At 59.1% G+C, this 23063-nt stretch carries 19 protein-coding genes; 11 read left to right on the plus strand and 8 right to left on the minus strand.

The annotated features are described in order from the left end of the window. Window positions 1-376: 376 nt before the first annotated feature. The 5 genes from IP68_RS17700 to IP68_RS17720 all read left to right on the plus strand — a co-directional run bounded on the left by IP68_RS17700 (window position 377) and on the right by IP68_RS17720 (window position 6828). On the plus strand, window positions 377-670 hold the full coding sequence (locus IP68_RS17700) for a ribbon-helix-helix domain-containing protein (RefSeq protein ID WP_054136344.1): 294 nt from the start codon (window positions 377-379) through the stop codon (window positions 668-670). Further along, window positions 663-3059, plus strand: a complete 2397-nt coding sequence (locus IP68_RS17705; protein ID WP_054136345.1) for a type IV secretion system DNA-binding domain-containing protein — start codon at window positions 663-665, stop codon at window positions 3057-3059. The genes IP68_RS17700 and IP68_RS17705 overlap by 8 nt, the downstream gene beginning before the upstream one ends. 93 nt (window positions 3060-3152) lie before the next feature. After that, window positions 3153-6179 carry a MobF family relaxase gene (gene mobF, locus IP68_RS17710; protein ID WP_054136346.1) on the plus strand — a complete coding sequence of 1009 codons (3027 nt, stop codon included), beginning with the start codon at window positions 3153-3155 and terminating at the stop codon, window positions 6177-6179. Window positions 6180-6189: 10 nt separating this feature from the next. Next, the gene (locus IP68_RS17715) at window positions 6190-6564 is read left to right on the plus strand and encodes a hypothetical protein (protein WP_156318242.1); all 375 of its coding nucleotides are present in this window, start codon (window positions 6190-6192) and stop codon (window positions 6562-6564) included. Between the two features lie 54 nt (window positions 6565-6618). After that, window positions 6619-6828 (plus strand): hypothetical protein, encoded by a 210-nt coding sequence (locus IP68_RS17720; RefSeq protein WP_054136348.1) that lies wholly within the window; start codon window positions 6619-6621, stop codon window positions 6826-6828. A gap of 129 nt (window positions 6829-6957) precedes the next feature. On the opposite strand, the gene IP68_RS17725 is transcribed toward IP68_RS17720, so the two are convergent. Continuing rightward, window positions 6958-7608 (minus strand): hypothetical protein, encoded by a 651-nt coding sequence (locus tag IP68_RS17725; protein ID WP_054136349.1) that lies wholly within the window; start codon window positions 7606-7608, stop codon window positions 6958-6960. Window positions 7609-7825: 217 nt separating this feature from the next. After that, a complete protein-coding gene (locus IP68_RS20530; RefSeq protein WP_054136350.1) occupies window positions 7826-8143 on the minus strand; it encodes a hypothetical protein in 318 nt (105 codons plus the stop codon). 167 nt (window positions 8144-8310) lie between these two features. On the opposite strand from IP68_RS20530, the gene IP68_RS17735 reads away from it, so the two are divergent. The 5 genes from IP68_RS17735 to IP68_RS19960 all read left to right on the plus strand — a co-directional run bounded on the left by IP68_RS17735 (window position 8311) and on the right by IP68_RS19960 (window position 12395). After that, the gene (locus IP68_RS17735; RefSeq protein WP_197275852.1) at window positions 8311-8964 is read left to right on the plus strand and encodes an AAA family ATPase; all 654 of its coding nucleotides are present in this window, start codon (window positions 8311-8313) and stop codon (window positions 8962-8964) included. A 395-nt stretch (window positions 8965-9359) separates the two neighbouring features. Next, a complete protein-coding gene (locus IP68_RS17740) occupies window positions 9360-9977 on the plus strand; it encodes a hypothetical protein (protein ID WP_197275853.1) in 618 nt (205 codons plus the stop codon). 97 nt (window positions 9978-10074) lie between these two features. Continuing rightward, window positions 10075-11160 carry a hypothetical protein gene (locus tag IP68_RS17745; RefSeq protein ID WP_054136352.1) on the plus strand — a complete coding sequence of 362 codons (1086 nt, stop codon included), beginning with the start codon at window positions 10075-10077 and terminating at the stop codon, window positions 11158-11160. After that, on the plus strand, window positions 11160-12074 hold the full coding sequence (locus IP68_RS17750) for a hypothetical protein (RefSeq protein WP_054136353.1): 915 nt from the start codon (window positions 11160-11162) through the stop codon (window positions 12072-12074). The genes IP68_RS17745 and IP68_RS17750 overlap by 1 nt, the downstream gene beginning before the upstream one ends. A gap of 42 nt (window positions 12075-12116) precedes the next feature. Further along, window positions 12117-12395: a hypothetical protein gene (locus IP68_RS19960; protein WP_197275854.1), complete on the plus strand. Its 279-nt coding sequence runs from the start codon at window positions 12117-12119 to the stop codon at window positions 12393-12395. Window positions 12396-12612: 217 nt separating this feature from the next. Here the strand turns inward: IP68_RS19960 and IP68_RS17755 are convergent, their stop codons facing one another. The 6 genes from IP68_RS17755 to IP68_RS17780 all read right to left on the minus strand — a co-directional run bounded on the left by IP68_RS17755 (window position 12613) and on the right by IP68_RS17780 (window position 21331). Continuing rightward, window positions 12613-13686 carry a phosphotransferase gene (locus tag IP68_RS17755; protein WP_054136364.1) on the minus strand — a complete coding sequence of 358 codons (1074 nt, stop codon included), beginning with the start codon at window positions 13684-13686 and terminating at the stop codon, window positions 12613-12615. Between the two features lie 11 nt (window positions 13687-13697). Beyond that, window positions 13698-14873, minus strand: coding sequence for an acyl-CoA dehydrogenase family protein (locus IP68_RS17760; protein WP_054136354.1), 1176 nt, complete (start codon window positions 14871-14873; stop codon window positions 13698-13700). A 232-nt stretch (window positions 14874-15105) separates the two neighbouring features. Next, window positions 15106-16197, minus strand: coding sequence for an SDR family oxidoreductase (locus IP68_RS17765; protein ID WP_054136355.1), 1092 nt, complete (start codon window positions 16195-16197; stop codon window positions 15106-15108). A 39-nt stretch (window positions 16198-16236) separates the two neighbouring features. Continuing rightward, window positions 16237-18648 (minus strand): TonB-dependent receptor, encoded by a 2412-nt coding sequence (locus tag IP68_RS17770; RefSeq protein ID WP_054136356.1) that lies wholly within the window; start codon window positions 18646-18648, stop codon window positions 16237-16239. A 44-nt stretch (window positions 18649-18692) separates the two neighbouring features. Beyond that, window positions 18693-19652: a cyclase family protein gene (locus IP68_RS17775; protein ID WP_054136357.1), complete on the minus strand. Its 960-nt coding sequence runs from the start codon at window positions 19650-19652 to the stop codon at window positions 18693-18695. A 29-nt stretch (window positions 19653-19681) separates the two neighbouring features. Beyond that, the gene (locus IP68_RS17780; RefSeq protein ID WP_369814874.1) at window positions 19682-21331 is read right to left on the minus strand and encodes a class I adenylate-forming enzyme family protein; all 1650 of its coding nucleotides are present in this window, start codon (window positions 21329-21331) and stop codon (window positions 19682-19684) included. Between the two features lie 433 nt (window positions 21332-21764). Here IP68_RS17780 and IP68_RS17785 point away from each other — a divergent pair, with 433 nt between their 5' ends. Then, on the plus strand, window positions 21765-22628 hold the full coding sequence (locus IP68_RS17785) for a helix-turn-helix domain-containing protein (protein ID WP_054136358.1): 864 nt from the start codon (window positions 21765-21767) through the stop codon (window positions 22626-22628). The last annotated feature ends 435 nt before the right edge of the window (window positions 22629-23063 follow it).

A 23063-nucleotide genomic window follows, 5' to 3' on the forward strand; every position in this document is an offset into this window, starting at 1 on the left:
AAGCCGAACGTCTGTGGTCAGCTCACTAGTCCGGCTCACGACCACACTCCCACTGGAAAACCAACTGAGCCAATGATCCCCCTACGGCACTGAACCTAGCACAGGGCCTAAGTCCCTAGTTTTATGCACACCGTACACCGCTGCGCGGTAGGCTGATGCAGCGATAATTTGCCAATTTCACAATTGGTTAGCTGAAATCTTGCTCAGAATTCGGGCGGTGCAGTCGGCTGCAGGATGCTCAGGTTTTCAATAAATCATTGAAAAACCAATACCATAGCGCTGCACCAGGCTGCATCTTGTAGTCTCTTGGCAAGCGCGATGCAGCGCTATATACTCAAACCTGCGATAGACGAACCACGCCTGAAAAGGTGTGGTAGTGGAAAAGAAACAGTTCCAGAGCGTCGGTGTAACGCTCAGCCCAAGGATGATCGACATCGTCGATCAACTTGCGACGAGCCGCGGTGTATCGCGGTCGGAAGCCATCCGCATTGCCCTTGAAGTCGGTATTCCGCTCCTGAAGGCGGGATTATCGCTCAATACCGAGCGGGCTGTTACAATCCTCGAGCATACCCAGCTTGCGCTCTCGCTCATCGTCCAGGAGCAATATCCGGCTGATGCCGAACACCTGATCGCTCAGGCGCTCTCCAACGTGCGAGAGCATCATGGCTGAAGACATCAGATTCAGCAAAAAAGCGGCCACTCTCACCCACGCTTCCGCGCGCGGAAAAGTGAAGCGGAACGCAGGAAATTTCACGCGCGGATCGCAGCTGTTTCACCATGAAATCCTGATGACCTGGGCAGGCATCAGAATGCCCCTCTATGTCTGGGTCGGAACCGCTATTCTTCTGCTGTGCGTACTCGTCAGTTTGACCTTCAAGAACCACGAGGTTCAGCTCGTGCTGATGAAGCTCTACGCCGAGGCCTGGGGATGGGTGCAGCTCAATCCGAACAAGCCTGTAAACCTGACGCTTCCATCGGGTCAGATGGTGCAAGGCACCATGTCCATGGTGCCCTATCATCCTGCAGTGGAAAGGGCTTGGGCCAAGGCTGTGCAGGTCAGCATTTCTGCGGGTCTGGGTGCAGCCTTTATCTGCGTGCCCTTGACCGTCTGGTTCGTCGACTTTTCGAAACGGCGCGGCACCGACATTCTGACCGAAAGGCATGAGCGCGGCGCGGTTCTTGTGACACACAGGGAACTGGCCCAAGCCATCACCAGTCATAACTGGAAAGCGCATGTCAGCGAGTGCCGCAAGCGCCGGCCAGCAGTGGACCCCGACGAGATCCTCGCAGAGCCGTTGAAGGACCGTGTCCGGGCGGGTCTGCATGCGCCTTACCGCCTGGCAGGTGTGCCGGTTCCTTGGCGGCTTGAGCAAAGCCATGCGATGTTCATCGGTACGACCGGTGCTGGCAAGACGACCGAGCTGAAGAAGATCGTCACGCAGGCGCGCGAACGCGGGCATCGCTGCGTCATTTTCGATCTGACCGGCACCTTCGTCGAAAGCTTTTATGACGCCGAAACGGACATCATTCTCAATCCGATGGACCGCCGCTGCGTGCCATGGTCGATCTTCAACGACTGCGACAATTACGCCGAATTCATGAGCGCTGCGACAGCGCTGGTTCCCAGCGGCCATAGCGCGGAAGATGACTTCTGGCAGAAGTCGGCGCGCACCCTGTTCGTCGAGATGTGCGTAAAAATGATCAAGATGGGCGTGCGCTCAAATGGCGCGCTTTCCTACTTCCTGATGCAATCGGATTTGAAGACGATCCATGCTCAACTTGAAGGCACGATAGCAGGGCCGATGATGTCACCCGCCGCTGCCAAAATGGCAGAGTCGATCCGTACGACCTTCATCGCCAACGCAAATGTCTTCCGCTTCCTGCCCGAACCACCTCCGGGCGAAACCGGCTTCTCAATCAAGAACTGGATGACCACCGAGGTCAAGGAAGGGTCGATCCTTTTCATCACCTCCACGCACCCGGACCTGGTCCTCAATCGCCCGCTTTTGACGCTGTGGATGGACTTGGCCGTCAATGCGCTGTTCCACATGGGACGGAGCCGAGATCTGCGCACCTGGTTTCTCATCGACGAAGTCCATGCGCTGCATCGTCTCCCGGCGATCGATCATGGTCTTCAGACCGCCCGCGCGTTTGGCGGAGCCTTCGTGCTTGGCATGCATTCCTTCGACAAGCTTGAAGAAACCTATGGCGAGAACGGGGCTACCAATCTGGCCTCGCTGGCGGGCACCAAGCTGATCCTCAAAACGGCCGATCCCGAGACCTCGCGGCGCTGCTCCCAGTTCATTGGCAACCGCCAGGTCCGGATCATGGATGAAGCCTATTCCTACGGTTATAACGATAACCGGGACGCATCGACGATCACGCCCCGTACGAACGTCGAAGAACTCGTCATGCCGGTCGACATCAGCGACCTGCCGAGCATGCACGGGTTCGTGAAATTCCCTGACGGTTTCCCCGCTGCCCGCATCAGGCTGACGTGGAAGGATTACGAACCCCGCGCCAAGGGCTTCGAGCGTGTCACCGACATGCGCGCCGCCGAATACACACCACCGTCCGGGGATATCGCGGAATTGGGGGGTGGGGATAGGGAAGGCGCGCAACCTGACATTGTGCCTCTGGAGCGCAAGGATCGCGAAGAGGTGGCGCTGAGTGAGGCGGAGCGGGCAGCGCAGCAGTTGCGGGAGGCGATCGAGGGACCGTTCAACCCTGAGCGCGAGCTGACCGAAGAGGAGGTGGCGCGCAAGATCGAGGACGAAGAGGAGCGGGCGGAGTTCGAGCGCAGGCCGGCGCAAGGGGAGCTCTATGGCTATACCCGCCCGGGCAAGAAGGACCAGCGCGAGCGGCAAAACCTAGCCATGCGGGACAGCGAAGAGCGCGGCGCGCAAGCGAAGATTGAAGGACAGAAGGGGCGAGCGCAGAACAGCAGGGCAGACGCGCAGGAGAGCGAGCTTTCCAAAGAGAACATGCGCGGCATCGGCAATGAAAAGCTGAGCCGACAGGACCCTTCCATCGACGATGATCAGGAGCTTGGGCGATGAGCGCGGCAGGACAGACCTGCCATGTGTGCCCCCTATTTTGCGCGCCATGTGCCGGGCCGATGCTCTGGCGCGAACAGGCAGGGGACGCCTGAGATGCTGTCGGTCGCATCAGTCGCATCAGCAGGCGGCGCGGCAAACTACTTCGCCAAGGACGACTACTATGTCGGCGATGGCCCTGCCGAGCTCAGCGAATGGGGCGGCAAGGGTGCCGAAGCGCTCGGGCTTGCTGGTCCCGTTGCCAAGGACGATTTTGAAAAGGTCCTTGATGGCAAACTGCCCGATGACACGGTTGTAAATGGCAATGCAAACCGCCGCTCGGGAATAGACCTCACATTCTCCATGCCGAAGTCAGCCAGCCTGCTGGCGCAGTTGGGCGGCGACAAACGGATTCTCGATGCACAGCTGGCCGCCGTCAAGGCGACCATGGCCTATCTCGAGAAGCACTATGCGCAGGCCCGCGACCGTTCGCGCAATGCCAATGGCGAGGGCGTGGTCACAGGCAAGCTCCTCTATGCCTTGTTCCAGCACGACACGAGCCGGGCTCTGGACCCGCAGAACCATACCCATGCTGTCATTGCTGCGATGACCCAAGACAAGGATGGCAACTGGAAGGCGCTGTGGAACGGAGAGATCTGGAAGAACAACACAGTCCTTGGCTCCATCTACAACGCCGCGCTGCGGACGAACCTCGAGAAGCTCGGCTACGAAACCCAGATCACGGGCAAGCACGGCCAGTTCGAGATCAAGGGCGTAGCGCGCGATGTGATCGAAGCCTTCAGCCAGCGTCGCCTGACCATTCTGGCAACGGCCGAGAAACTCGGGAAGAGCGCAAACGATACAGAAGCCTTGCGTGAAATCACCAAGCGCACCCGCGATCCCAAGCTGAATCCGGACGACAAGCTGGCGCTCCGGCAAGAATGGGCCAAGCGCGCTGCCGGGCTGGGGTTCGATGCCAAGGCGCTGGTCGAACAGGCGCGGGAACGCGGCTCCGAGGGGCGCGAGAGCCCATTGGGATCGCCGCAGCGGGTGCAGGAGACTCTGAGCGCGCTCCGCGACAGCGTGAAGCTCTACACCCGGCCAGCGGACACACTGACAACCAGTGGCCTGCAACGGATCACCCTGACGCCCACGCAGCTGCGCACTGAGATGGCAACCGCTTCTGCGATCAGGATCATCGGCGAACGAGAAACCTCCTGGACCCGGGGCGAGCTGGTCAAGACCGCGCTCGACCTCGGAGTAAAGGGCGTGACCGCTGACGGGGTGGAAGCACGCATCGGCGTATTGGTGGCCGACGGTAGGGTGCTGGAGGGCAAGAGCGACAGGCTCGATGGCCGGCCTGAGAGATTCACCACGCCCGAGCATGTCGCAATCGAGCGGGCAACCCTTGCCAATGTCGCCGCCGGAAAGGGCGCAGGCCAGGCCATCATTGAAGCTGCCGAGGCACCCGGGCGCTTGCGGCAAGTAGCGGGCACCCACGAGCTCAATGCCGAGCAGATTGCCGCGGGAACTCTGGCGCTGGCCAGCAAGGACCGCACGATCGTGATCCAGGGTGTCGCAGGCGCAGGCAAGACGACAATCATTTCGGCAATCGCAAGCGTAGCTCATCAGGAGGGAAGGGAGGTGATCGGGCTCGCCTTTGCCAACAAGATGGTGAGCGATCTTCGCAGCGATACAGCGATCCGGGGGCCGGACGGTGAGGTTGTCAGGCAGGGTATCACAGCAAGAACCGTCTCATCCTTTGTGAATGAGCATCTGCGGCCCGCGCTTGAGGGCTCGGGTCCGAAGTTCGAGGCATCACGCGAAGCCTTGCGCGGCAAAGTGTTGGTGTTGGACGAGGCTTCGCTCGTGGCGAACAAGCCGATGAATGACCTGCTCACGATCGCCAACCGGCTTGGGGTTGAAAAGCTGGTCATGATCGGAGACCGGGCCCAGCTGCAGCCGATCGAGGCGGGCAAAAGCTTTTCGCTGATCCAGTCCGATAACCCCGCCATAGCCCGGATCGACACCAGCCTTCGGCAGCGCACCGAGCATATGAAGGAAGCCGCTGGCCTCGCGCGCGCCGGCATGTTCAAGGAAAGCTTTGCCTCGCTTGGCGAGCGTGTGGTCGAAGCTGGCGCAGACCACCTCAAGGTCACCGCGCAGAAATGGCTGGAGCTGTCGCCAGAGGACCGCGAGCGCACGGCGATCTACTCATCGGGTCGTGCAGCGCGCGGCGAACTTAACCGGATGGTCCAGCGGGGCCTCAAGGCAGAAGGGGCGATCCAGGGGGAAGGGCTGAGGCTGACCACGCTCCTCCCGGCCCATGCGACGCGCGAGGAGCTGCGCTACGCCTCAACCTACAGCAAGGGCCAGCTGCTCGAAGTAACGCGCCAGAGCGCCCCTGGAGGGCTTCTTCGGGGCCGGTACGATGTCGAAGGCGTCGACGCGAAGGGCCGGGTCACGTTGCGCGATGAAAGCGGCAAGCTGACCAAATTCGATCCGGCGGCGATCGATCCTTCGGACAAGCGCGATGCCTTGAGGCTCTCCGAAAAGCACAAGGAGACAATCTACGAGGGCGACAGGATCCGCTGGACCGAAAAGGATGATGCCAGGGGGCTGATGAAGTCCGAGGAGGCGAAGATCCTCGGGATCAGGGATGGGATCGTCACGCTCGAGAACAAGGCAGGCGAGACCGTAGAACTCAAGCAGAATGACCGCATGCTCGAGCGCATGGGGCTGGCCTATGCGATCAACATGCATCAGGCGCAGGGCGACACCCGCGACATGGCGATCGGTGAGATGCACTCTTCAGCCCGACACTTGTCGAACCAGCGTCTGGCGCTCGTGATGATGACCCGGGTGCGTGACGACATTACCATCGTCACCAATGACCGCGACCGGCTTCTCGCGCAGATCGGCCGCAACGCGGGAGACAAGACCAGCGCGCTCGAAACCCTTGGCGAAAAGCAGGTTGAGGCGAAGCGCAGCGGCCGCGAGGCTGGCGAGTTCCGACCCACAATTCCCGATCATTTGAGGGCGCCTGAGGACAGGCAAGCATCTGTCTCGCGGATCGATCCGGCGAGCCTTCGGGCAACGCCTCAGCTCGAAGTGCCCGAACGCAACATCGAACGCAGCCGATAGGAGGAGGATCGTGACACAGATGGGCCATGCCGCAGCGGGTACGTCGCCTTCAGACACTTTCGAGATTCACCTCACGCAGCAGCTGACCCTGACCAATCTGGTGAACGAGACGGGACTCTCGGAGATTGCGCGTGCCGCTGGCGGGGACAGTTTCGTGGTCTGCGATCTCAACACGCACGGGGTTCAGGGATGCGCCGATCTGCGGGCTGCCCTCGATAACCAGAAAATGGCCGCTGAGTTGGTGGCGATAGGTCTGATGATCCTTGTCGCTGTTCTGGTGGGCACGATCGCGGCCACCTTTGTGAGGCTGCTGGCGCAGCGGGCGGCTTCGCCTTCGGAGCGGTGCGCCGATGTCGTGATCCCGGTGCACAGGGCCCGGCCATAGTCCTCGGAATTCAAGCTTCCAGTCCGTCAATCACCACATCAAGGAGAGCATGAAATGGCATTCGATTACGAAGATGCAGGAACCTTCGGCAGCGAGCGCGAGGCAAAGGACTGGGCGCAGCGCAACAAGGTCGATCTGCGCGATCTCCACATTCGCAACGTCGGCGGCCAGCGGGTCGAGGTGGGTATCCGCAAGAGCGCCTACGATCAGCGCGAGAATTACGACAACCGGCACGGCCAGAGACAGGACGGCTTCTGGCGATGATGAAGTCCACCGCAGCGTGCCTGATTTGGACCACTGGCTTGTTGCACGACGCGAACGGAGCTCAGAATTTCGGCCTGATGGAGTTGTGGCGTATTGGAAGCCGCTGGTTCCGCAGCTTCCAATATCTTCTTATGCAGCCAAAGCAGATTGCATGTTGCCAGGAAAAAGCAGGAGAGCGAAGGCATTTGCAATCTGCCGGGCGCTTGATTCAGACAAGCCAGTCAAATCCCCCACTAAGGCCCCGCCATCGAAAAAGCTTTTAGGCTCAAGGCCAGAAGCGACCAGTTGATAGGTTCGGAACAGAACCCTTGCCATTTCCCCGTCGGCAGAATGTCTGATCATCTGGTCATAATCAGAATCCAAGTTGATATGGTCCCAATGGACCGAGAAGTGTTTTCTTGCTTTTGCCACGTGCAGAAACGGTATCTTGCGGCGTTGGCACTCATAGAACCAAGCATCGCGAGCGGCTGAATCTCGCTTGTCGATCATTTTCCAAGCGGGGTTGGGCCATGGGATCCCTTTGAACAGGAAACGCAAAAATTCGGATGACGCTCTGTCGTAACCCAGATGGACTGAGCGCTCTTCAAATGCGTCGAAATCCACCTCGTAAACCGTCAGATCGGGCAGATGATTGGAAGTGGCCAGGTAAGCTGCATTGGATCGAAATCCAATGAGAGCGGCAATCGCTTCAGAAGCATGCGCAGAGCGCATTTCAAAATCACCCATGAGAGTGGCTTTGAGAAGACGAATATTCTCTGATGTCGGCAGTAGGATAGCCATACGAACTCCAAGGGGTCGTATCGGTCGCCATTTAATCGATCTGACCACTGGATTCGCGGGCAGTTTGAAGGATTGATCAAAACCTATTTAGCTTGGCGACAGGCAAGGGGGTTAGACCGGCTGTAATGCTGATCGCATATCGCACGACTGTCAACCAATGCTCTGCGTTTTGCCCGGTCATGACTGCAGCGCACGCCGCCTGCGCGCGTCCCGCATATTATGACCGTTGGCGCACATCCAACTCAATATCGAATTCGCCAGGTCTCGCGTCTGCGGTCGTGCAAGGGGTCAAAGTCGCACAAGCATCGAAAATGATGGCCTTCTCAGGCGCTTCAGTTGATAGCCATACGCCAATGACCGCCTCGCGGACGAGCGCGTTTGAGTCTTCAAAAACGGTCTTGAAATAACTCGTGGCGGCGTCTTCCTCGGATGCGCATCCGAGAACGACTGATGGGTTTTCGCCCATTCGCTCGTCATACATATCGGCAAAATAGTCTTGGTGGGTGCCAACGATTGCGAGATTCCGTTTTCCCATTCGAGCCCCCGTCCATTGCTCATGATGCTTACAAAGCGGTTCGCTTGAGGACAAGGCAACTAAGATTATTTGTCGTGTGCTGCTACCCAAACTTGGACCGATTGGGTCTGGAGTTTTCTGCCTTGCTCAGGTCCGGTGGGCTGGTTTCGCCGGGTGAGTTTGCCAGCATGATCGCAGCGGACAAGAACACGTTCGCGCTGGCCTTCTTCCTATCGCAGCTCAAGCGCGACCCTGAAATCTCCGACAAGATCGTCGTGTTTGATGATCCCTTCACGAGCCTAGATGACTTCCGCCGGACTATGACGGCTAAGGAGATCGTACGGGTCGGGGAGATGGACAGGGCCGCCCAGGTCATCGTGCTCAGCCACGACAAGTTCTTTCTCGAGGCTGTGAGGTCTCTGAGCCACGGCGCGGCCTGTACGCCTTTCCAGATTTCGGCAAGCGAGGCGGGATCATCCATCGAACTGTGGGACATTGAGCCGGAGGTCAAGGAAGGCTACCTTCAGGATCATATGCGTCTGCAGGGCTTTACCGACGGGGGAAGCGGGGACGCAGGCGACATGCGGATGGTGATGCGCCCGCTATTGGAGCGGTATATTCGTTACCGCTTCCCCAATCAGATTCTTGAGGGGAAGTGGCTGGGTGACATGCTTGCCACGATCCGAGCCGACAGCGGGCATCCGCTGACGCCCCAGCATAGCGACTTGGACCACATCAACGGCTACACTGTCCCTTCCACCACGATCCGAACACCCCATTCGTTGAAGATGAGGTCCGCGCCTATGCGCAACGGACGGTATCAATCGTGGGCGGCTGCTTAATGCAAATTCATGGGCAATCGCACTTGCATGTCGGGACGAACATGAAAACTTCTAACGCCGCTCGTTGCGCGCGATGACCTCCACTAGATGCCTCATTTGGTCGCCTTCTTGAGCCAGACGGAGACTCATTAGCTGAGGTCCATCAGCGCGGAGGCGAATTGTGGCAGCGCGCACAATCGCCGCTCGAACTTCATTGCACCGGTGCCATCTCGAAGTATCAGCCGATCACCGCAAGGCGGCGTCGACCGGAGGGATACTGTCAATCTGCCGAATTGAGCCTGTGCCATCAGTGACACTTTACCCAGAAGCGGCGGGTAAAGTGTCACTGACGACTAAAGCACGGTTGTCGCGAAAAAGGGATTCACTTTTCGTTCTCTATGTGCTTGGATTCTACCATGTTCCAGCCGGATCTCTTCACGAAGGACGCGATAGCTGAGGGATCCGATCTCGCAGCGGACATCGTCACGCCTCGCGCCGTTACTGAGTGGGTGGATAGGACGCCTGCGGGCGTGTCGGCCAATGACGAACCTCTCGACCTGCCCGCCGTCTTGGAACGGCTGTCGCGGATGTCTTCACGGCCGCGTTACACCTTCATGGTGCTGAACCTGATCGCGCGGGCTGCTGGTCATTCTGCGAGTGCCGGTCCTTATGTCGAAGATAATGGCCGCGCGGTTCCGGTCCGGGATTGGCTGAGCGATGCTTTGCTGCCGATGGCGCATCGCGATGGCCGACGGCGCGCAGTCATTGATCAGGTTCGACGCGACCTCGAGCGCAAGGGAACCTTGCCGTCCGACCAGACGGCTGCAGAGCAGATCGTGGCCGGCGAGGTTCGCGATCGGCTGCTACATTCCGGGCGTACCAATGTGAGCCGCGCGGTATCGGACCTCGTTCGCGCGGGACTGCTGCGGCGCCATTACCAGGGCTATTGCGTCGACCATCGCAATCGGGGTGCTCAGCGTGAGGCCGTCTATACGATTATCCCTTCGGTTCACCGGGCCCTTGGAAAGGGCTAACAGGCTCGGACGGCCCTACGACCAAATTTGCTGAACAGTGAACATTGCTTTTTTGTCGAATATTCGATAGAGGGACTTTATTCACTGGTGGCCGAATATGAAAAATTTCGAGATTGAAGAAGGAGATCTGCTAGATAAGCTGAGCCGTGCCGTGTCGGCTCTGCCCGGCGCATCGGTGCAGGAGCGTCTCTGTGAACAACGATCCGGTGGGCGTTATTCCCCGGATGGCTTGCTCGATGTGCGCCTCAACCGCCACCGGTTCGAACTCGTGATTGAAGCCAAGCGCGAGCTATTCCCTCGCGACGTGCGTCAGCAGATCTGGCAGCTCCGCGACTATCTCGACCGTATGGACGGATCAGGCGAGAAGGTCCCGATGCTAATCGCAGCCGCAATCTCGAAGGGCGCGCGCGATATTCTCCAGCAGGAGGGGGTTGGCTATTTCGACCCCGGTGGCTCGCTCTTCGTCCCGTCGTCGGGTGCCTATGTCCTGATCGATCGTCCCCCGCCCAAGAAAGCGGACCGCGCCCTCGCCTCGATCTTTCAAGGCCAGCGCGCACGCGTCGTCCAGGCGGTCATCGAGACCGCGCCCAACTGGGTCAGCGGCAAGGATCTGGCGGAGGAGACCGGCGTGTCGCCGGCAACGACGTCTGAGACCCTGACCGAGATGGAGCGGCGGGATTGGCTCGAGGTGGAAGGGGCGGGGCCTGCCAAGATGCGCCGCCTGCGCGAGCGAGGCCCCATTCTCGACGAGTGGGCGCGCTTGATCGCCGATCAGAAGCAGCCTAGGATCGAGCGCTTCTACGTCCCGGGCGGCGATGCTGGCGAGATTGCGCGTCGGCTCGATGAGGCATGCCACGACGTTGGCGCCAAATATGCGGTGACGGCCGAGGCAGCCGCGCAGGCCTATGCGCCCTATCTTTCCGTGATCTCCCAGCTCCGATGCCGGATCCAAGGCGGACGCCTTTACAGCGAGGTTCTCTCGCGCCTCGATGCCCGGCCCGTGTCTGAGGGATGGAACCTAGGTGTGATCGAGAAGACCGGCAAGAGTGACATTGCTGTTGGCGAGCGGATCGACGGCGTTACATATGCGCCGCCGATTCAAGTCTATCTCGATCTCCTGCAAGGGTCAGGTCGCGCCAGGGAAATGGCCGACCACCTTCGCGCCGAACGACTGGCAGGATAGTGACGAAGCCCAACATCTTTGCCGCCTATGATGGCGGCGTCACCGAAGCAGCCGAGCGTGTCCTTGTCACGCTCCTCCGGGGCTTCGGACCCTGGAAGGACAGCGTGTTCCTTGTGGGTGGCCTGACGCCGCGCTACCTCGTTGCCGCACGGCCGCCCAAAGTGCCCCAGCATGCCGGCACCGGCGACGTTGATGTCGTCATTGACGTGGCGATCCTGACCGACACGGAAGCCTACAGCACGCTGGAAGAGAACCTCCATGCGATGGGGTTCGATCGCGGGACGAACGACAAAGGCGTGAAGGTCTCCTGGCGCTGGGAGGCGCGTCTGGAGACGGGCGCAACCATGATCCTCGAATTCCTCGCCGAGCATCCCGAACTCGGTGGCGGCAAAGTCAAGGTGCTCCCGACCGAGGGCAACGTCTCAGCGCTCAATATCCCGCACGCGTCGATGGTGTTTGACCTGCACGACAAGACCGAGCTCACTGCCGAGTTATTGGGCGGCGGCGGGCTGGCCACCGAGACCGTGCGCTACGCGAACATCGTCAGCTTCACCTGCCTCAAGGCGTTCGCCTTCGATCACCGCAACGCGCGCAAGGACGCACACGATCTCGTCTACTGCCTTGAGCATCATTCGGGCGAACTGGCCGCGGCCATCGGCGCGTTCAAGGACGCCTTGGCGGGGCCGCATGCCGATGCGGTGCAGGAGGCGCTCGCGAAGCTGAAAATCCGGTTCGTTCATGAAGATCCCGATCAATCATACCGTCGGGATGGTCCCGTCGCTGTCGCGCGGTTCGAGGATAACGATGCAGATGTTGGCGGCAACCAGGAGGTCAGGGATTTGCGGATCCTGCGTCAACGGCGAGTCGCGGATCTGATGGGAGAATTCCTCGACGCACTGGCGTCAGGCGAGTGAGACGAGCCGATCAACGCATACGCTCACGGATGGCCTGATCTCATGGCATCCGCGACCAAGTCACGATTGCGTGCAGTGCCCACTGTTGAACCGGCACTCGGTTGGACCTATTTGTCCTGCGATGCTCTTGCGCGCGCCAAGGCGCAGATGGATGAGGAGTCGATGGGCGTTCGCGACGAGATCGGCTTCCTCACGATCCATCAAGGCTATGGGTTTATCTCAGACTTGTCACTGCTCCACACTCGGTGTGAAAATGCCAGCCTTGATTGCCCGGTGGAACCCCAATTGCTCCATGCAAGAGCGGTTCCGATAAGTTATTGATTTAACATAAGATACATTATCGCACTTTGTTAAATTTGTTTGATGTTTGGACGTAGCCGCCGTTCACTACCTTCAATGTGAACGACCGGCTTCGGTGAAACCGGTCGTTCTTGAAGGCGGGAAGATGTCTCCAAAGGAGAATGCAATAGTCCGGTAGCATGGCAGATATAAGAGCTAACCTTAGCCAACCTTTCAGCGCAACACCGACGAGTTCGTGTCACAGGTAGGCTTTCTCCATCGACTGGCGTGCAAGCGCGGCCAGAGCTGGGAAGCTTGCAGCGCGGTCCTGCGCATGCGCGGAGGCAGCTGTTCCACGTATCGTGCGCCCCTTGATGCCATGAAAGATCGCGGCAAGCCGAAAATAATTGAACGCGACATAAAAGCCCCAGCCGGGGATGGAGTCGCGCCCGGCCCTGCGGCAATAGGCTGCGACAAATTCGACTTCGGAAGGAATGTTGAGCGCGGCCAGATCGGCCCCGGCGAGGCCCGCTACGATATCCGGCGGCATCTGGTACATCATCGCGTGATAGGCAAAATCCGCCAGCGGGTGGCCCAGCGTTGACAATTCCCAGTCGAGCACAGCGATCACCCGTGGTTCGCTGGGGTGAAAGATCATGTTGTCGCAGCGAAAATCGCCGTGGACGATACTGGTTTCATCGCCATCGGGGATGTTCGCGGGCAGCCATTTGACCAACGCATCCATATCATCGTTGCGCCCAGCATCGGTATCTTCAACATACTGGCGTGTCCACCGGCTGATCTGGCGGGCAAAATAATTGCCCGGCTTGCCATAATCATCCAGCCCAATGGCGCGATAGTCGAGGCCGTGCAGTTTCGCGATCACCGCGTTCATCGCATCGAAATAGGCCGGCCGCTCTTCGCGCGAAACGCCGGGAAAGGACGCATCCCAGAAGATGCGGCCTTCGACCATTTCCATGACATAAAACCAGCTCCCGATCACCGCTTCATCCGTGCAAAGGCCGTATACCCTGGCGACCGGGAAGCCGACGCCGCCGAGTGCGGTGAGCACCCGCGCCTCGCGGTCCACGGCGTGCGCGCCCTGCACCACCTGCCCCGGCGGCTTGCGCCGAAGTACATAGCTGCGCGCAGGGGTGATCAGCTTGTAGGTCGGGTTGGATTGTCCGCCCTTGAACTGCGCGACCGTCATCGGCGCTGCAAAGCCTTCGACATGGTCTGTCATCCAGCGTGCCAGCGCCGCATCGTCAAAACGGTAGGCGTCGCGTACTGCGCTCGTCCCGGCGTTGGCATCCTGCCCCAGCGCATCGCTCATGAGAGCATCGTTCATGCCTGGGCCGCCTTCCAGTCGCGCTTGATCTTTTTGGCGAGACTCCATTTGTGTACTTCAGTCGGGCCATCATAGATGCGGAAGGCGCGGATCTCGCGGAACACCTGCTCGACAATGGTGTCGCTCGTCACGCCGGCGCCGCCCATCACCTGAACGCAGCGGTCGGCAATGCGCATCAATGCCTCGCTGACTGCGACCTTGGCCATCGAGCTCTCTGCTGTGCCCAGCGCGCCGGTGTCCAGCACGTCGGCGCACCAGTCGATCATCAGTTCAGCCTGTTTCAGATCGATCATGTTTTCGGCTAGCATGAAGCCGACGCCCTCGTGGTCGATCAGCGGCTTGCCGAAGGCCTGCCTGCGGTTGGCGTAATCGGAAGCTATCTCGTTTGCGCGAATACAGGCGCCAAGCCAGCGCATGCAGTGCGACAGCCGCGCCGGTGCCAGCCGGATTTGCGCATATTGAAAGCCTTCGCCTGCTTGGCCGAGCATCTGGTCAGCCGGAACGCGCAGGTTCTCGATTGCAACCGTGGCGTGGCCGCCGGGCATCGAACTGTCGATGGTGTTGGGAATGCTCTCGATGCGGATCGCCGGGTCTGGAAGATCCACCAAAAACATGCACGCACCTTCATCGGCCTTGGCCATGATGATGCCGACCTGTGCGCCCTGTGCGCCGGTGATGAACGCCTTTCTGCCATTGATCACCCAATGGTTGCCATCCATATGGCACTTCGTTTGCATCATTGAGGGATCGGAGCCCGCACCGCCTTCGGATGCCGGTTCGGTCATGAAGAATGCTGATCGCGCCTTTCCATCGAGGAGCGGCTTCAGGAATTTCTGGTTGAGTGCGGGGCTCCCGACCTTGCCCAAAAGGTAAATGTTGCCCTCATCAGGAGCTGCCGTGTTGCAGGCGAGCGGCCCTAGGGGGGACAACCCGGTCTTGGCGAGCACGATCGCTGTCTCACGCTGCGACAGGTGCTGCCCGTCGGCCAAAATATGGGGGGTAAGCACGCCGGCCGCCCGCGCCTTTTCACGCATCTCGGCGACCAACTCGTCGGTTGGGCAATCGTGATGATCGCGGCGCTCGTCGCGCTCATAAGGTACGATCTCGTTGCGAACAAAACGCTCGACCCGGTCCGCAATCGCAAGCGCTGCTTCGATTCCGATGCCACTCACTACGACGCAATCCGGATGATGCGGCCGGTGCCGAAGGCACTGGCGTTCACAAAATCAGTTTCAACGCGCGGTAGAAGCGCGCATCCACCATCCACAGCTTCCAAAGCCTCAACCACTGTCATGGCAGGTCTTCTATCCTCCAGATTAGGGGAGCGTGTTCCTGTATCGGATGTCGACACCGGATTTCGTTTCGCCCAGAGATTGTCGGTGACATTTGGTTATCCAGTGGCCCTCAGCCTGCAGGAGGCAGCACTTTTTGGTCCAAGAAATAACCCAGCCAGTATTTGAACATCTCTTGGGTGTCGCACACATGATGGAAACCGGCCTGACGCAGCTTTATTGCGCTTACAAAGGCAGGCAAGGGTGGCGTTTCTGCCCCGTATGCAAAACAAAAATCAGCGTAATAATGCGATTCTCCAGCGATCTGGTCGATGCTATTGTTGACCAGACCGTGCTTGGCGACGATGGCATCCCAGGTCGAGGAGTGGTGGGGAAGATACTCTGCCATCGATCGCGGGCTATCTGGACCTACGTCCACGCCCAGCACCTCCATCATGGCAGGCCACAGGTTGCGCCATTCGAACACATCGCCGTTGGTGACGTTGAAATGCTGACCCTTGGCGTTGTCCGCTTCGGTCGCCCAGCTGAGCACTTTGGCGACCAGGCGGGCATCGACCGCCTCCCAAACATAGGATGCGCCGCCAGGGAACCCGCATGGTTCGCCGAGTTCACGGCAGATGGCGGCGTAGGCGCCAATGATCGGCGCAAGGTTCATGGCCACGCCATAAGGCGCCCCGATGATGAGCTGTGGGCGCAAGATGGTGAAATCAAAGCCGGCAGATGCAGCCTTTTCACGAATGTAATCTTCCTGCAGCCAGTAGAAATTGGCATGGTCATCGCGCGGTGCGCTTTCCCGCGCGGGAATGGGCATGGGATGCAGGTGGATGCCATAGGCCTTTGTGCCCTGCAGCAGGCTGATGTGCTTTATGCTGGCAACCGCGCACAGCGGTTCCATCAGATTGCGAATCATCGCCAGGTTGGTGGACATCTGCTCGCTGTCACTCCACCCCTCGATCAACCCAGGCTTCTCGTACAGTGCCGCATACACGACATGCGTAACCTCGCTCATCGTCGAAAACAGGGCGTTCGTCGCCTCAGCGTCTCTCAGGTCAACCGAATGATGCTGAAACGACCGCTGGCTGCGTACGCTGGGTTTGCGGCGAGAGACGGAAATGACCGTGCAATCGGGGTCTTCGAGGAATTCCTCGAGTGCGCTGAAGCCGACGACGCCGCTGGCGCCAAGGATAAGGACAGTTTTCTTCATGTGCTGAAACTCCGGTAAAATCAGATGGCTGGGCCGCGATCAGAAACGATAGCTGATTGTCGCGCCGTAAGTTGCGGGCATGCCGCTGTAGCGCACCAGCGCATCGCCGAACTGGCGGGACACCTGGATCCAGTAGTATTTGTCGGTCACGTTGCGGCCCCAGACCTGGAAGCGCCAGTTATCGACTGCTACGCCTGCGCGCAGATCCAGCAGGGCATAACCATCGATATCGAGTTCAGGCAGCTGGCCGAAGCCTGCGTTGGTCTGGCTTTGATAGGTGACATTTGCGCCGACAAACCCGGTGGCGCTGCCGCCGACGGGGAAATCATACTGGGCATCCACGCTGCCCTGCCACTTCGGTGCAAGCGGGAACGGCTCGTCTGTAAAATTCTGCAGAATGCCCAGATAGTTGAAGTTGCTGAAGTTGCCGTCGATTTGCGTCTTGGCGTAGCTGCCCGTCGCGGTGATTTGCAGCCCTTCGACCGGTCTTGCGGCCACCGACATTTCAAACCCAAAAATATGTGACTTGGGCACATTGACCAGCGCCGAGAGCGGTCCGAACACCGAATCCAGGATGGACCCTCGGATCTGCTTGTTCTTGTAATCGTAATAGAAAATCGCGCCGTTCAGCTGCACCGCGCGGTCGAACAAGCCGGCCTTGACGCCCGCTTCATAGGCCAGCAACGATTCCTGGACCGCAGGGATCAGCTGGACCGATCGTGCGGTGGCGGCGGTGGGGAAGCTGCCCGCCTTGTAGCCCCGGCTGACGTTGGCATAGACCAACGCATCGCTGGCGGCATCCCACTTGATACCCGCACGCCAGGAGATGTTGTCTTCATCAAGGTTGTCAAATGTCAGCCCCGGCGCGAAGGTCGGTCCAGGACCTGTCGTGCCGCAGCCACCAGGACCGGCGTTGATGCCCGGCCCGCGTGACGGATCGGGAAACGAGCTGCCGACAAAGGGATCGCCGGTGAGCAACAGGTTCTGGATCGCCTGCGAGATCGTCGACCAGCTGCCATCGCCGCCATCGGACCCGCATCCGAAGAAATCGCGCGTCTGCTTTGTGTAGCGCGCCCCGCCTTGCAGGGTGAGCGCGCCGATAGGGTATTCGACATTGAAGAAGCCGGCATAGGTCTTGACCTGCTGGTCATTGATTGGCCGCGTCGGGCCAAGCCGCAGGCCGAAAATGCTGGCGCTGGTAGAATCCGAATAGCTCTGCAGGAAGAAGTCGAGCGTGTCATCCGCTTGGTAGTTGCCGCCGACGATCCAGTTGCCCTGGCCGCCGAAGGTGCCGGAAATGCGCAGTTCCTGATAGAATGTCTTGAGATGCCCCTGCTGAACCGATTCATAGTTGCGGAAGCTCGTCCCATCGCTGTCGACCGGCTCGAAGCGGTCGAAATCCTGATAGGATGTCAGCGACGTCAGTGTAATGTCGGGAGATACGTCATATTCAAGCCGCAGTGCGACGTTGTAATATGAGTTGTCTTTCTTCAACGGTACGCAACCCGCAGGGGCTTCGGTGGGCAAATTGTTGATGCATGTGCTCCAATCGGCGGCGCGATTGTTGAACGGTGCCAGCGGAAAGTTTACAAAGCCAGGGGCGAGCGGTGTTTGCGCATTCGCCGGGACAATCCTGAACAGCTGCGGGGCCTGCGTTTCGGATTTGTCCAGGAATCCCGAACCGGTCAGCTGGGCGCGAAAGCTGGAGGTCGGTTCCCATGCCAGCGTCACACGACCGTTGAGCAGGTCCTGTCGCCCAAGTTCGTCATTGCGCGTCGTACTCTTTTGCCATGGTCCGCTGTCTACCACCCTGCCTGCGATCCTGATCCCAAGGGTATCGCTGAGCGGAACGCTCACGAATCCTTGGACATCGATCGTATCAAACCGGCCGAAGCTCGCATCAAAGCCTGCCTCAAATGCATCACCTGGCTTGTTGGCGATGTAATTGATCGCGCCGCCTGTTGCGTTGTTACCAAACAGTGTGCCCTGCGGCCCCTTCAAAACTTCGACCCGCTGCAAATCGAGCGTCGCGCCCACAGTTTCGATCGAAAACGGAAGTGGAACTTCATCGACATAGGTGCTGACCGTCGGGCTGGCGCCTAAGGCGGTATCCTGAAAACCCACGCCGCGAATGGTGAACACCGGGGTTCCGTAGGGGGACTTCGTGGCAGAAAAACCCGGAACGATCTTTTGCAGTTGAGACGTTTCGGTGATGCCGAGGTTTATCAGTTGCTCGCCGCTGGCAGCCTGCACCGAAATGGCAACGTCATTGATGTTTTCAGACCGCTTCTGCGCTGTAACCACAATTTCGTCCAGTCGGTTGCCTTGAGCCAAATCGCCAGCTTGTGCGGTTTCACTGGCCTCTTGTGCTCCGGCACTGGTGGACTGGAAGCAGATCAGCGCTGCAAGGCTCGCTGCGCAGGCAAATTGCGCTTTGTTTGAAATGTTCATGATGACCTCCCCGTTTACGATGTTCTTGTTGGTTTTTTTGAAAGTTACTTGATGACCACCGGGTTGACCGGAGCGCCCGATCCATCGACGACCTTGAGCGGCGCTGCGACGTACAGGAACGACCATTGGCCATCGGCAGCGCAATCGTCTGCCAGTGCGTCGGGAAGAATGATTTCGGTGAACGCCACGCCAAGGTTGCGCATCAATGCGCTGTGCAAAGGCAGAGCGACGCCCGATACCGGATCGATCGTCACTTCATTGGCAATCGTGTCTGTGACCAGATTGGGGATTTCCATCTCATAGAACCAGCGCACCAGTTCGGGCGAGTAAGTGAGGCCCGGCTCGATGAAGTCCTTGTAGAAATCGTCTGCACCACGTTTGTAGAATGACCCGATCCAGCCGGTGCGAATTATCAGGATGTCGCGCTTTTCAATGGTGACGCCTTGCGCCTCGGCGGCTGCGCACAGATCATTGTGATCGAATGTTTCGCCTTTATCGAGGCAGTCCTTGCCCCGGAAACGCGCCATGTCGATGAGTACGGCACGGCCGACAATGCCGCGTTCGGCTATCGGCAGAACCCCGGCCTTGGCCGTGCCGCCAATGGTCGTCATAGCATCGTAGCCGTTGTAGATCTGGTCGTCATACCAGACATGACCAAGCGCGTCGTACTGGGTCGATCCCTGCAGGTACATGACCATCATGTCATCGCAATATTCCATGTTTCCTGGGAATTTCGGCCCCTTGCCACACATGAAATGCCCGTGATCAAGCACGTTGACGCGCTGTGCCGGGCGGCGTCCCGGCCATAGCGGGTCGCCCTGAGGATTGCCCATCTGCACTTGAAGCGTGAAAACCCTGCCCTGCCTGACCGCCGCCATGCCGCGCATCACCTCAACCGATGTCAGGTAGTTGAGCGAGCCCACCTCATCATCAGGCCCCCATTTTCCCCAATTTTTGGGGGAGTTGGCGAGCAGTTCTGACAGATCCGGAACAGTATCGGGCATGATGATCCTTTCAGGCAAAGGCTATGAGGTTATTCGGCGGCGAGCTCGCGCAAGGTCCGCTTGAGGACCTTCCCGTTGGCGTTGCGGGGCAGCGCTTCAACGTGATGGAAGCTCTCGGGTACTTTGTAGTCGGCAAGGTGCTGGCCGCAGTGTGCCTTGAGCGCGTCTGAGGCTATGGGCGCGTCGGTCACGATGTACGCATGCGCGCGCTCCCCCAGCACGGGGCAGGCAATGCCGATAACAGCGGCTTCCCTAACCCCAGCATAGTCGAGCAATATGTTCTCAACCTCGGATGCATAGATCTTGTATCCACCGCGGTTGATCACGTCCTTCAGCCGGTCGATCACCTGCACAAAACCCTGATCATCGATGCTGCCGATGTCGCCGGATCGCCAGTATCCGCCGACAAATTCTCGTGATGTCGCCACAGGATTATTCCAGTAACCGCTGACGACCATGGGGCCGGAAATCCAGATTTCTCCAGGCGCTCCGCTGATGACTTCACAACCATTGGCATCCACCACCATGATGTCGGCGCACAGCACCGGCAGGCCGACCTGGTGCGACCTTTGTGTCGCAAAACGGGTCGGCATCATGACCGCCGGAGACGTTGTTTCGGTGGCGCCATAGCAGTTCATCAGCTTGAGCTGTGGCAACTGCTCGGCCAGGCGGCCGATGGTCACCTGGGGCATTATCGCGCCGCCATAGCCGGAGATCCGCCAGTGCGAGAGATCAGCCGTCGCAAAATCAGGCTGCAGCAGGCACAAGTTGAACATCGCTGGAACGATGAGCGTATGGGTCATCCGCTCCCTGGCAGCCAGGCCGATGAAATCACGGGCGCTGAAGCTGTCCATGATGATCAGCGTTGCTCCCGATCCGATCATGACCGTCACCAGCGCAATCAATCCGGTAACATGGCTCATCGGAACCGCAATGATCGATCGATCCTCTGCCGTGACCTCCATCGCGGTCTGGTAGTGAAGGAATGAGTGGATTACGTTGAAATGCGACAGCATCGCGCCCTTGGGCCTGCCGGTGGTCCCCGAGGTGTACAGGATGACCGCGACGTCATGTTCATCGGCTGATGCGGCTCCGCCAGGCGCAGCGCTTTGGGAAAGATCATCGAGGATCGACGATCCATCCGCCTCCAACCGGACAACCGAACGCACCGCCGGAATCGCACCGCCATCGGGCAGCACCGCCTGCAGGTGTGCATGTGCGATGACCAGTTCGGCCTGGCTGTCGTTGATGATATAGGCCAACTCAGGGGTGGCTTCCCTGATGTTCATGGGCACCATGATGGCATTCAATCGCGCGAGCGCGAAGGTCAGCACGACATATTCGGGGCAGTTGGCCAGCAAGATTGCCACACGTGCGCCCGAAACGACGCCCAGCGATGTCAGCCCATCCGCAGTGCGCCGAACCTTCTCTTCAAGCGCGGCATAGGTGATGCGCTGGCCTTCGAAAACGATGGCCGTGCCAGCCGGGTTTGCGGCAAAGCCTCTGGTGAAAACATCGAACAGGCTTTTGGGCCGATCCGCGAAGCAGGACACAACCCTGGTTGCGGCAACGGCCTCGCGCCGGATTTTGGGCGCATCTATCTCATCGTGCCACGTGCAAGGCTTAGCCATCATCCATCCGTCCTGAATCATTGATCTCATCCGCAATCGGACGGTCATCGACTTGTTGGCATGGATGCTGACATGGCCAATCAAAGGAGATCAATGCCGCTGAGCGCTCCGGCGGTCCGCCATGTTCGGATTATGATACAAGTGTTTGGATTGCTGGATCCGGCGGGCGTCTCATCGCCATCGACGACCCGAATCAATCGCCCTGCACACGATTTGGCAGGCTGCGCCGCACCCGATAGACTGGCAAACGCCCTGCATATATGGGTGCCGTCAGGTCGGCCATTGAGGACCCAACCCTGCGCGCCTGTGCCTGGCGATTGGACCAGGCGGCGAGACCATGCGCGGAATTTGATATGATTGTCAGGATTCGATCAGACCCTCGCGTGGCCCATTTGCTCGCGCCCTGATTCTGAGATAGCCTGAAGGCCTATGAGGCAGAGAAAATCTGCCCGTGGTAGAGGATGGAGAAAGGGTCAGGCACATGAAAACGCCAGATGACGCCATCATGGCAACAATCGACGCAGTGGCGCGCTTTGTCGATGGATCGCCAATGCACTGCAGCAAGGACATCGTTGGCGGCACGCTATCGGCGGCGCTATGGCAGCATTCGCCCAAGACCCGGCGGTTTGAAGGCCATGAATGTCACATTCTTGCCTTGTCGCTGCGAGGCGATGCACATCTTGAACAGATCGCAAACGGTCGCTCGGTATGGCGCGGGGCCGCGCCAGGTTCGATCGTGCTGTTGCGCTCTGCCGAATACTCCGATTGGCTGCTCGATGGTTCGTTTGAAATGCTACATGTTTATCTGGATTCCAGCCGCATCCCGGACGGTTTCGGGTCTGCGATTCTCGACCGCCCTTTTCGGGATCCGGTGCTGACCCAGCTTGGCCAAGCCGCAGCGATGGCGTTGCGCGATACCGACGGGGAAAACCGCTATGTCGCGCCCCTGTTGGAAACCATGCAGCAATGTTTAATCGACCGGTATTTCACGCAAGATCGAACACCTGATTTCAGCCATTGCGGGGGATTGGTCGGGTTCGCGCAACGCAAGGTTGAGGGATACATCCAGGATCATCTGAGCAGTGATATTGCAGTGGATCATCTGGCGAATCTGATCGGATTGTCGACCGGCCATTTCACGCGAGCCTTCCGTTCAAGCTACGGCGTTTCTCCACATCAGTTCATCATCGAAAAGCGAATAGCGCGCGCGACCGCAATGCTGCGTCAGAGCAGTATGAGCATCACCGAAATAGCCCAAGCAACGGGGTTCAGCAGCGCTAGCCATTTTGGCGCACAGTTTAGAAAACGCCTTGGTATCTCCCCCGTAGCCTTTCGGCGCCATTGATGGGCGCGAGATAGCCAGCAAGGTCGCAACTCGCATCAACAATGCCTTTGCGCTTACGTGTTAACGCGAGCGCCTTTCACGCGACGATGCCATTTGAAACGCCATGGGTTTTGCCGGGCGCTGTACACGCAAACGCCAAATCATGTTGGCTGTACAAATGGACCGTCATCAGGGACCGCACAAACTTCATCGCTGGGAGAAGCGGGTTTCAAATTTTGCCTCACGACCACCCGCTCGCTCTAAAGTCAGGTCCCAGTCGCCATTGATTGTACAGCTCAAGCTGAACATGGTGCCTCGTCGATTGCCCGGTTTACCTACCGCGTTTGACCGCTTTCGGCGCAAGCCGACACTCTTGCGGCCACACCGGAATGACTGACCATGTGAAGGGTTTCGGGCGCTTGCGTACGAAAGCCTCCAGTGCAGGAACCCGCGGGC

The sequence above is a fragment of the Blastomonas sp. AAP25 genome (assembly GCF_001295965.1).
Classification (GTDB): Bacteria; Pseudomonadota; Alphaproteobacteria; order Sphingomonadales; family Sphingomonadaceae; genus Blastomonas; species Blastomonas fulva.

Bases quoted from the DNA above. Each gene is read 5' to 3' on its own strand.
- IP68_RS17765 (WP_054136355.1), bottom strand. From the start codon at position 16,197: ATGAAGAAAACTGTCCTTATCCTTGGCGCCAGCGGCGTCGTCGGCTTC.
- IP68_RS17745 (WP_054136352.1), top strand. From the start codon at position 10,075: ATGAAAAATTTCGAGATTGAAGAAGGAGATCTGCTAGATAAGCTGAGC.
- IP68_RS17705 (WP_054136345.1), top strand. From the start codon at position 663: ATGGCTGAAGACATCAGATTCAGCAAAAAAGCGGCCACTCTCACCCAC.
- IP68_RS17720 (WP_054136348.1), top strand. From the start codon at position 6,619: ATGGCATTCGATTACGAAGATGCAGGAACCTTCGGCAGCGAGCGCGAG.
- IP68_RS17735 (WP_197275852.1), top strand. From the start codon at position 8,311: ATGATCGCAGCGGACAAGAACACGTTCGCGCTGGCCTTCTTCCTATCG.
- mobF (WP_054136346.1), top strand. From the start codon at position 3,153: ATGCTGTCGGTCGCATCAGTCGCATCAGCAGGCGGCGCGGCAAACTAC.
- IP68_RS17755 (WP_054136364.1), bottom strand. From the start codon at position 13,686: ATGAGCGATGCGCTGGGGCAGGATGCCAACGCCGGGACGAGCGCAGTA.
- IP68_RS19960 (WP_197275854.1), top strand. From the start codon at position 12,117: ATGGCATCCGCGACCAAGTCACGATTGCGTGCAGTGCCCACTGTTGAA.
- IP68_RS17775 (WP_054136357.1), bottom strand. From the start codon at position 19,652: ATGCCCGATACTGTTCCGGATCTGTCAGAACTGCTCGCCAACTCCCCC.
- IP68_RS17780 (WP_369814874.1), bottom strand. From the start codon at position 21,331: ATGACCGTCCGATTGCGGATGAGATCAATGATTCAGGACGGATGGATG.
- IP68_RS17770 (WP_054136356.1), bottom strand. From the start codon at position 18,648: ATGAACATTTCAAACAAAGCGCAATTTGCCTGCGCAGCGAGCCTTGCA.
- IP68_RS17785 (WP_054136358.1), top strand. From the start codon at position 21,765: ATGAAAACGCCAGATGACGCCATCATGGCAACAATCGACGCAGTGGCG.
- IP68_RS20530 (WP_054136350.1), bottom strand. From the start codon at position 8,143: ATGGGAAAACGGAATCTCGCAATCGTTGGCACCCACCAAGACTATTTT.
- IP68_RS17725 (WP_054136349.1), bottom strand. From the start codon at position 7,608: ATGGCTATCCTACTGCCGACATCAGAGAATATTCGTCTTCTCAAAGCC.
- IP68_RS17740 (WP_197275853.1), top strand. From the start codon at position 9,360: ATGTTCCAGCCGGATCTCTTCACGAAGGACGCGATAGCTGAGGGATCC.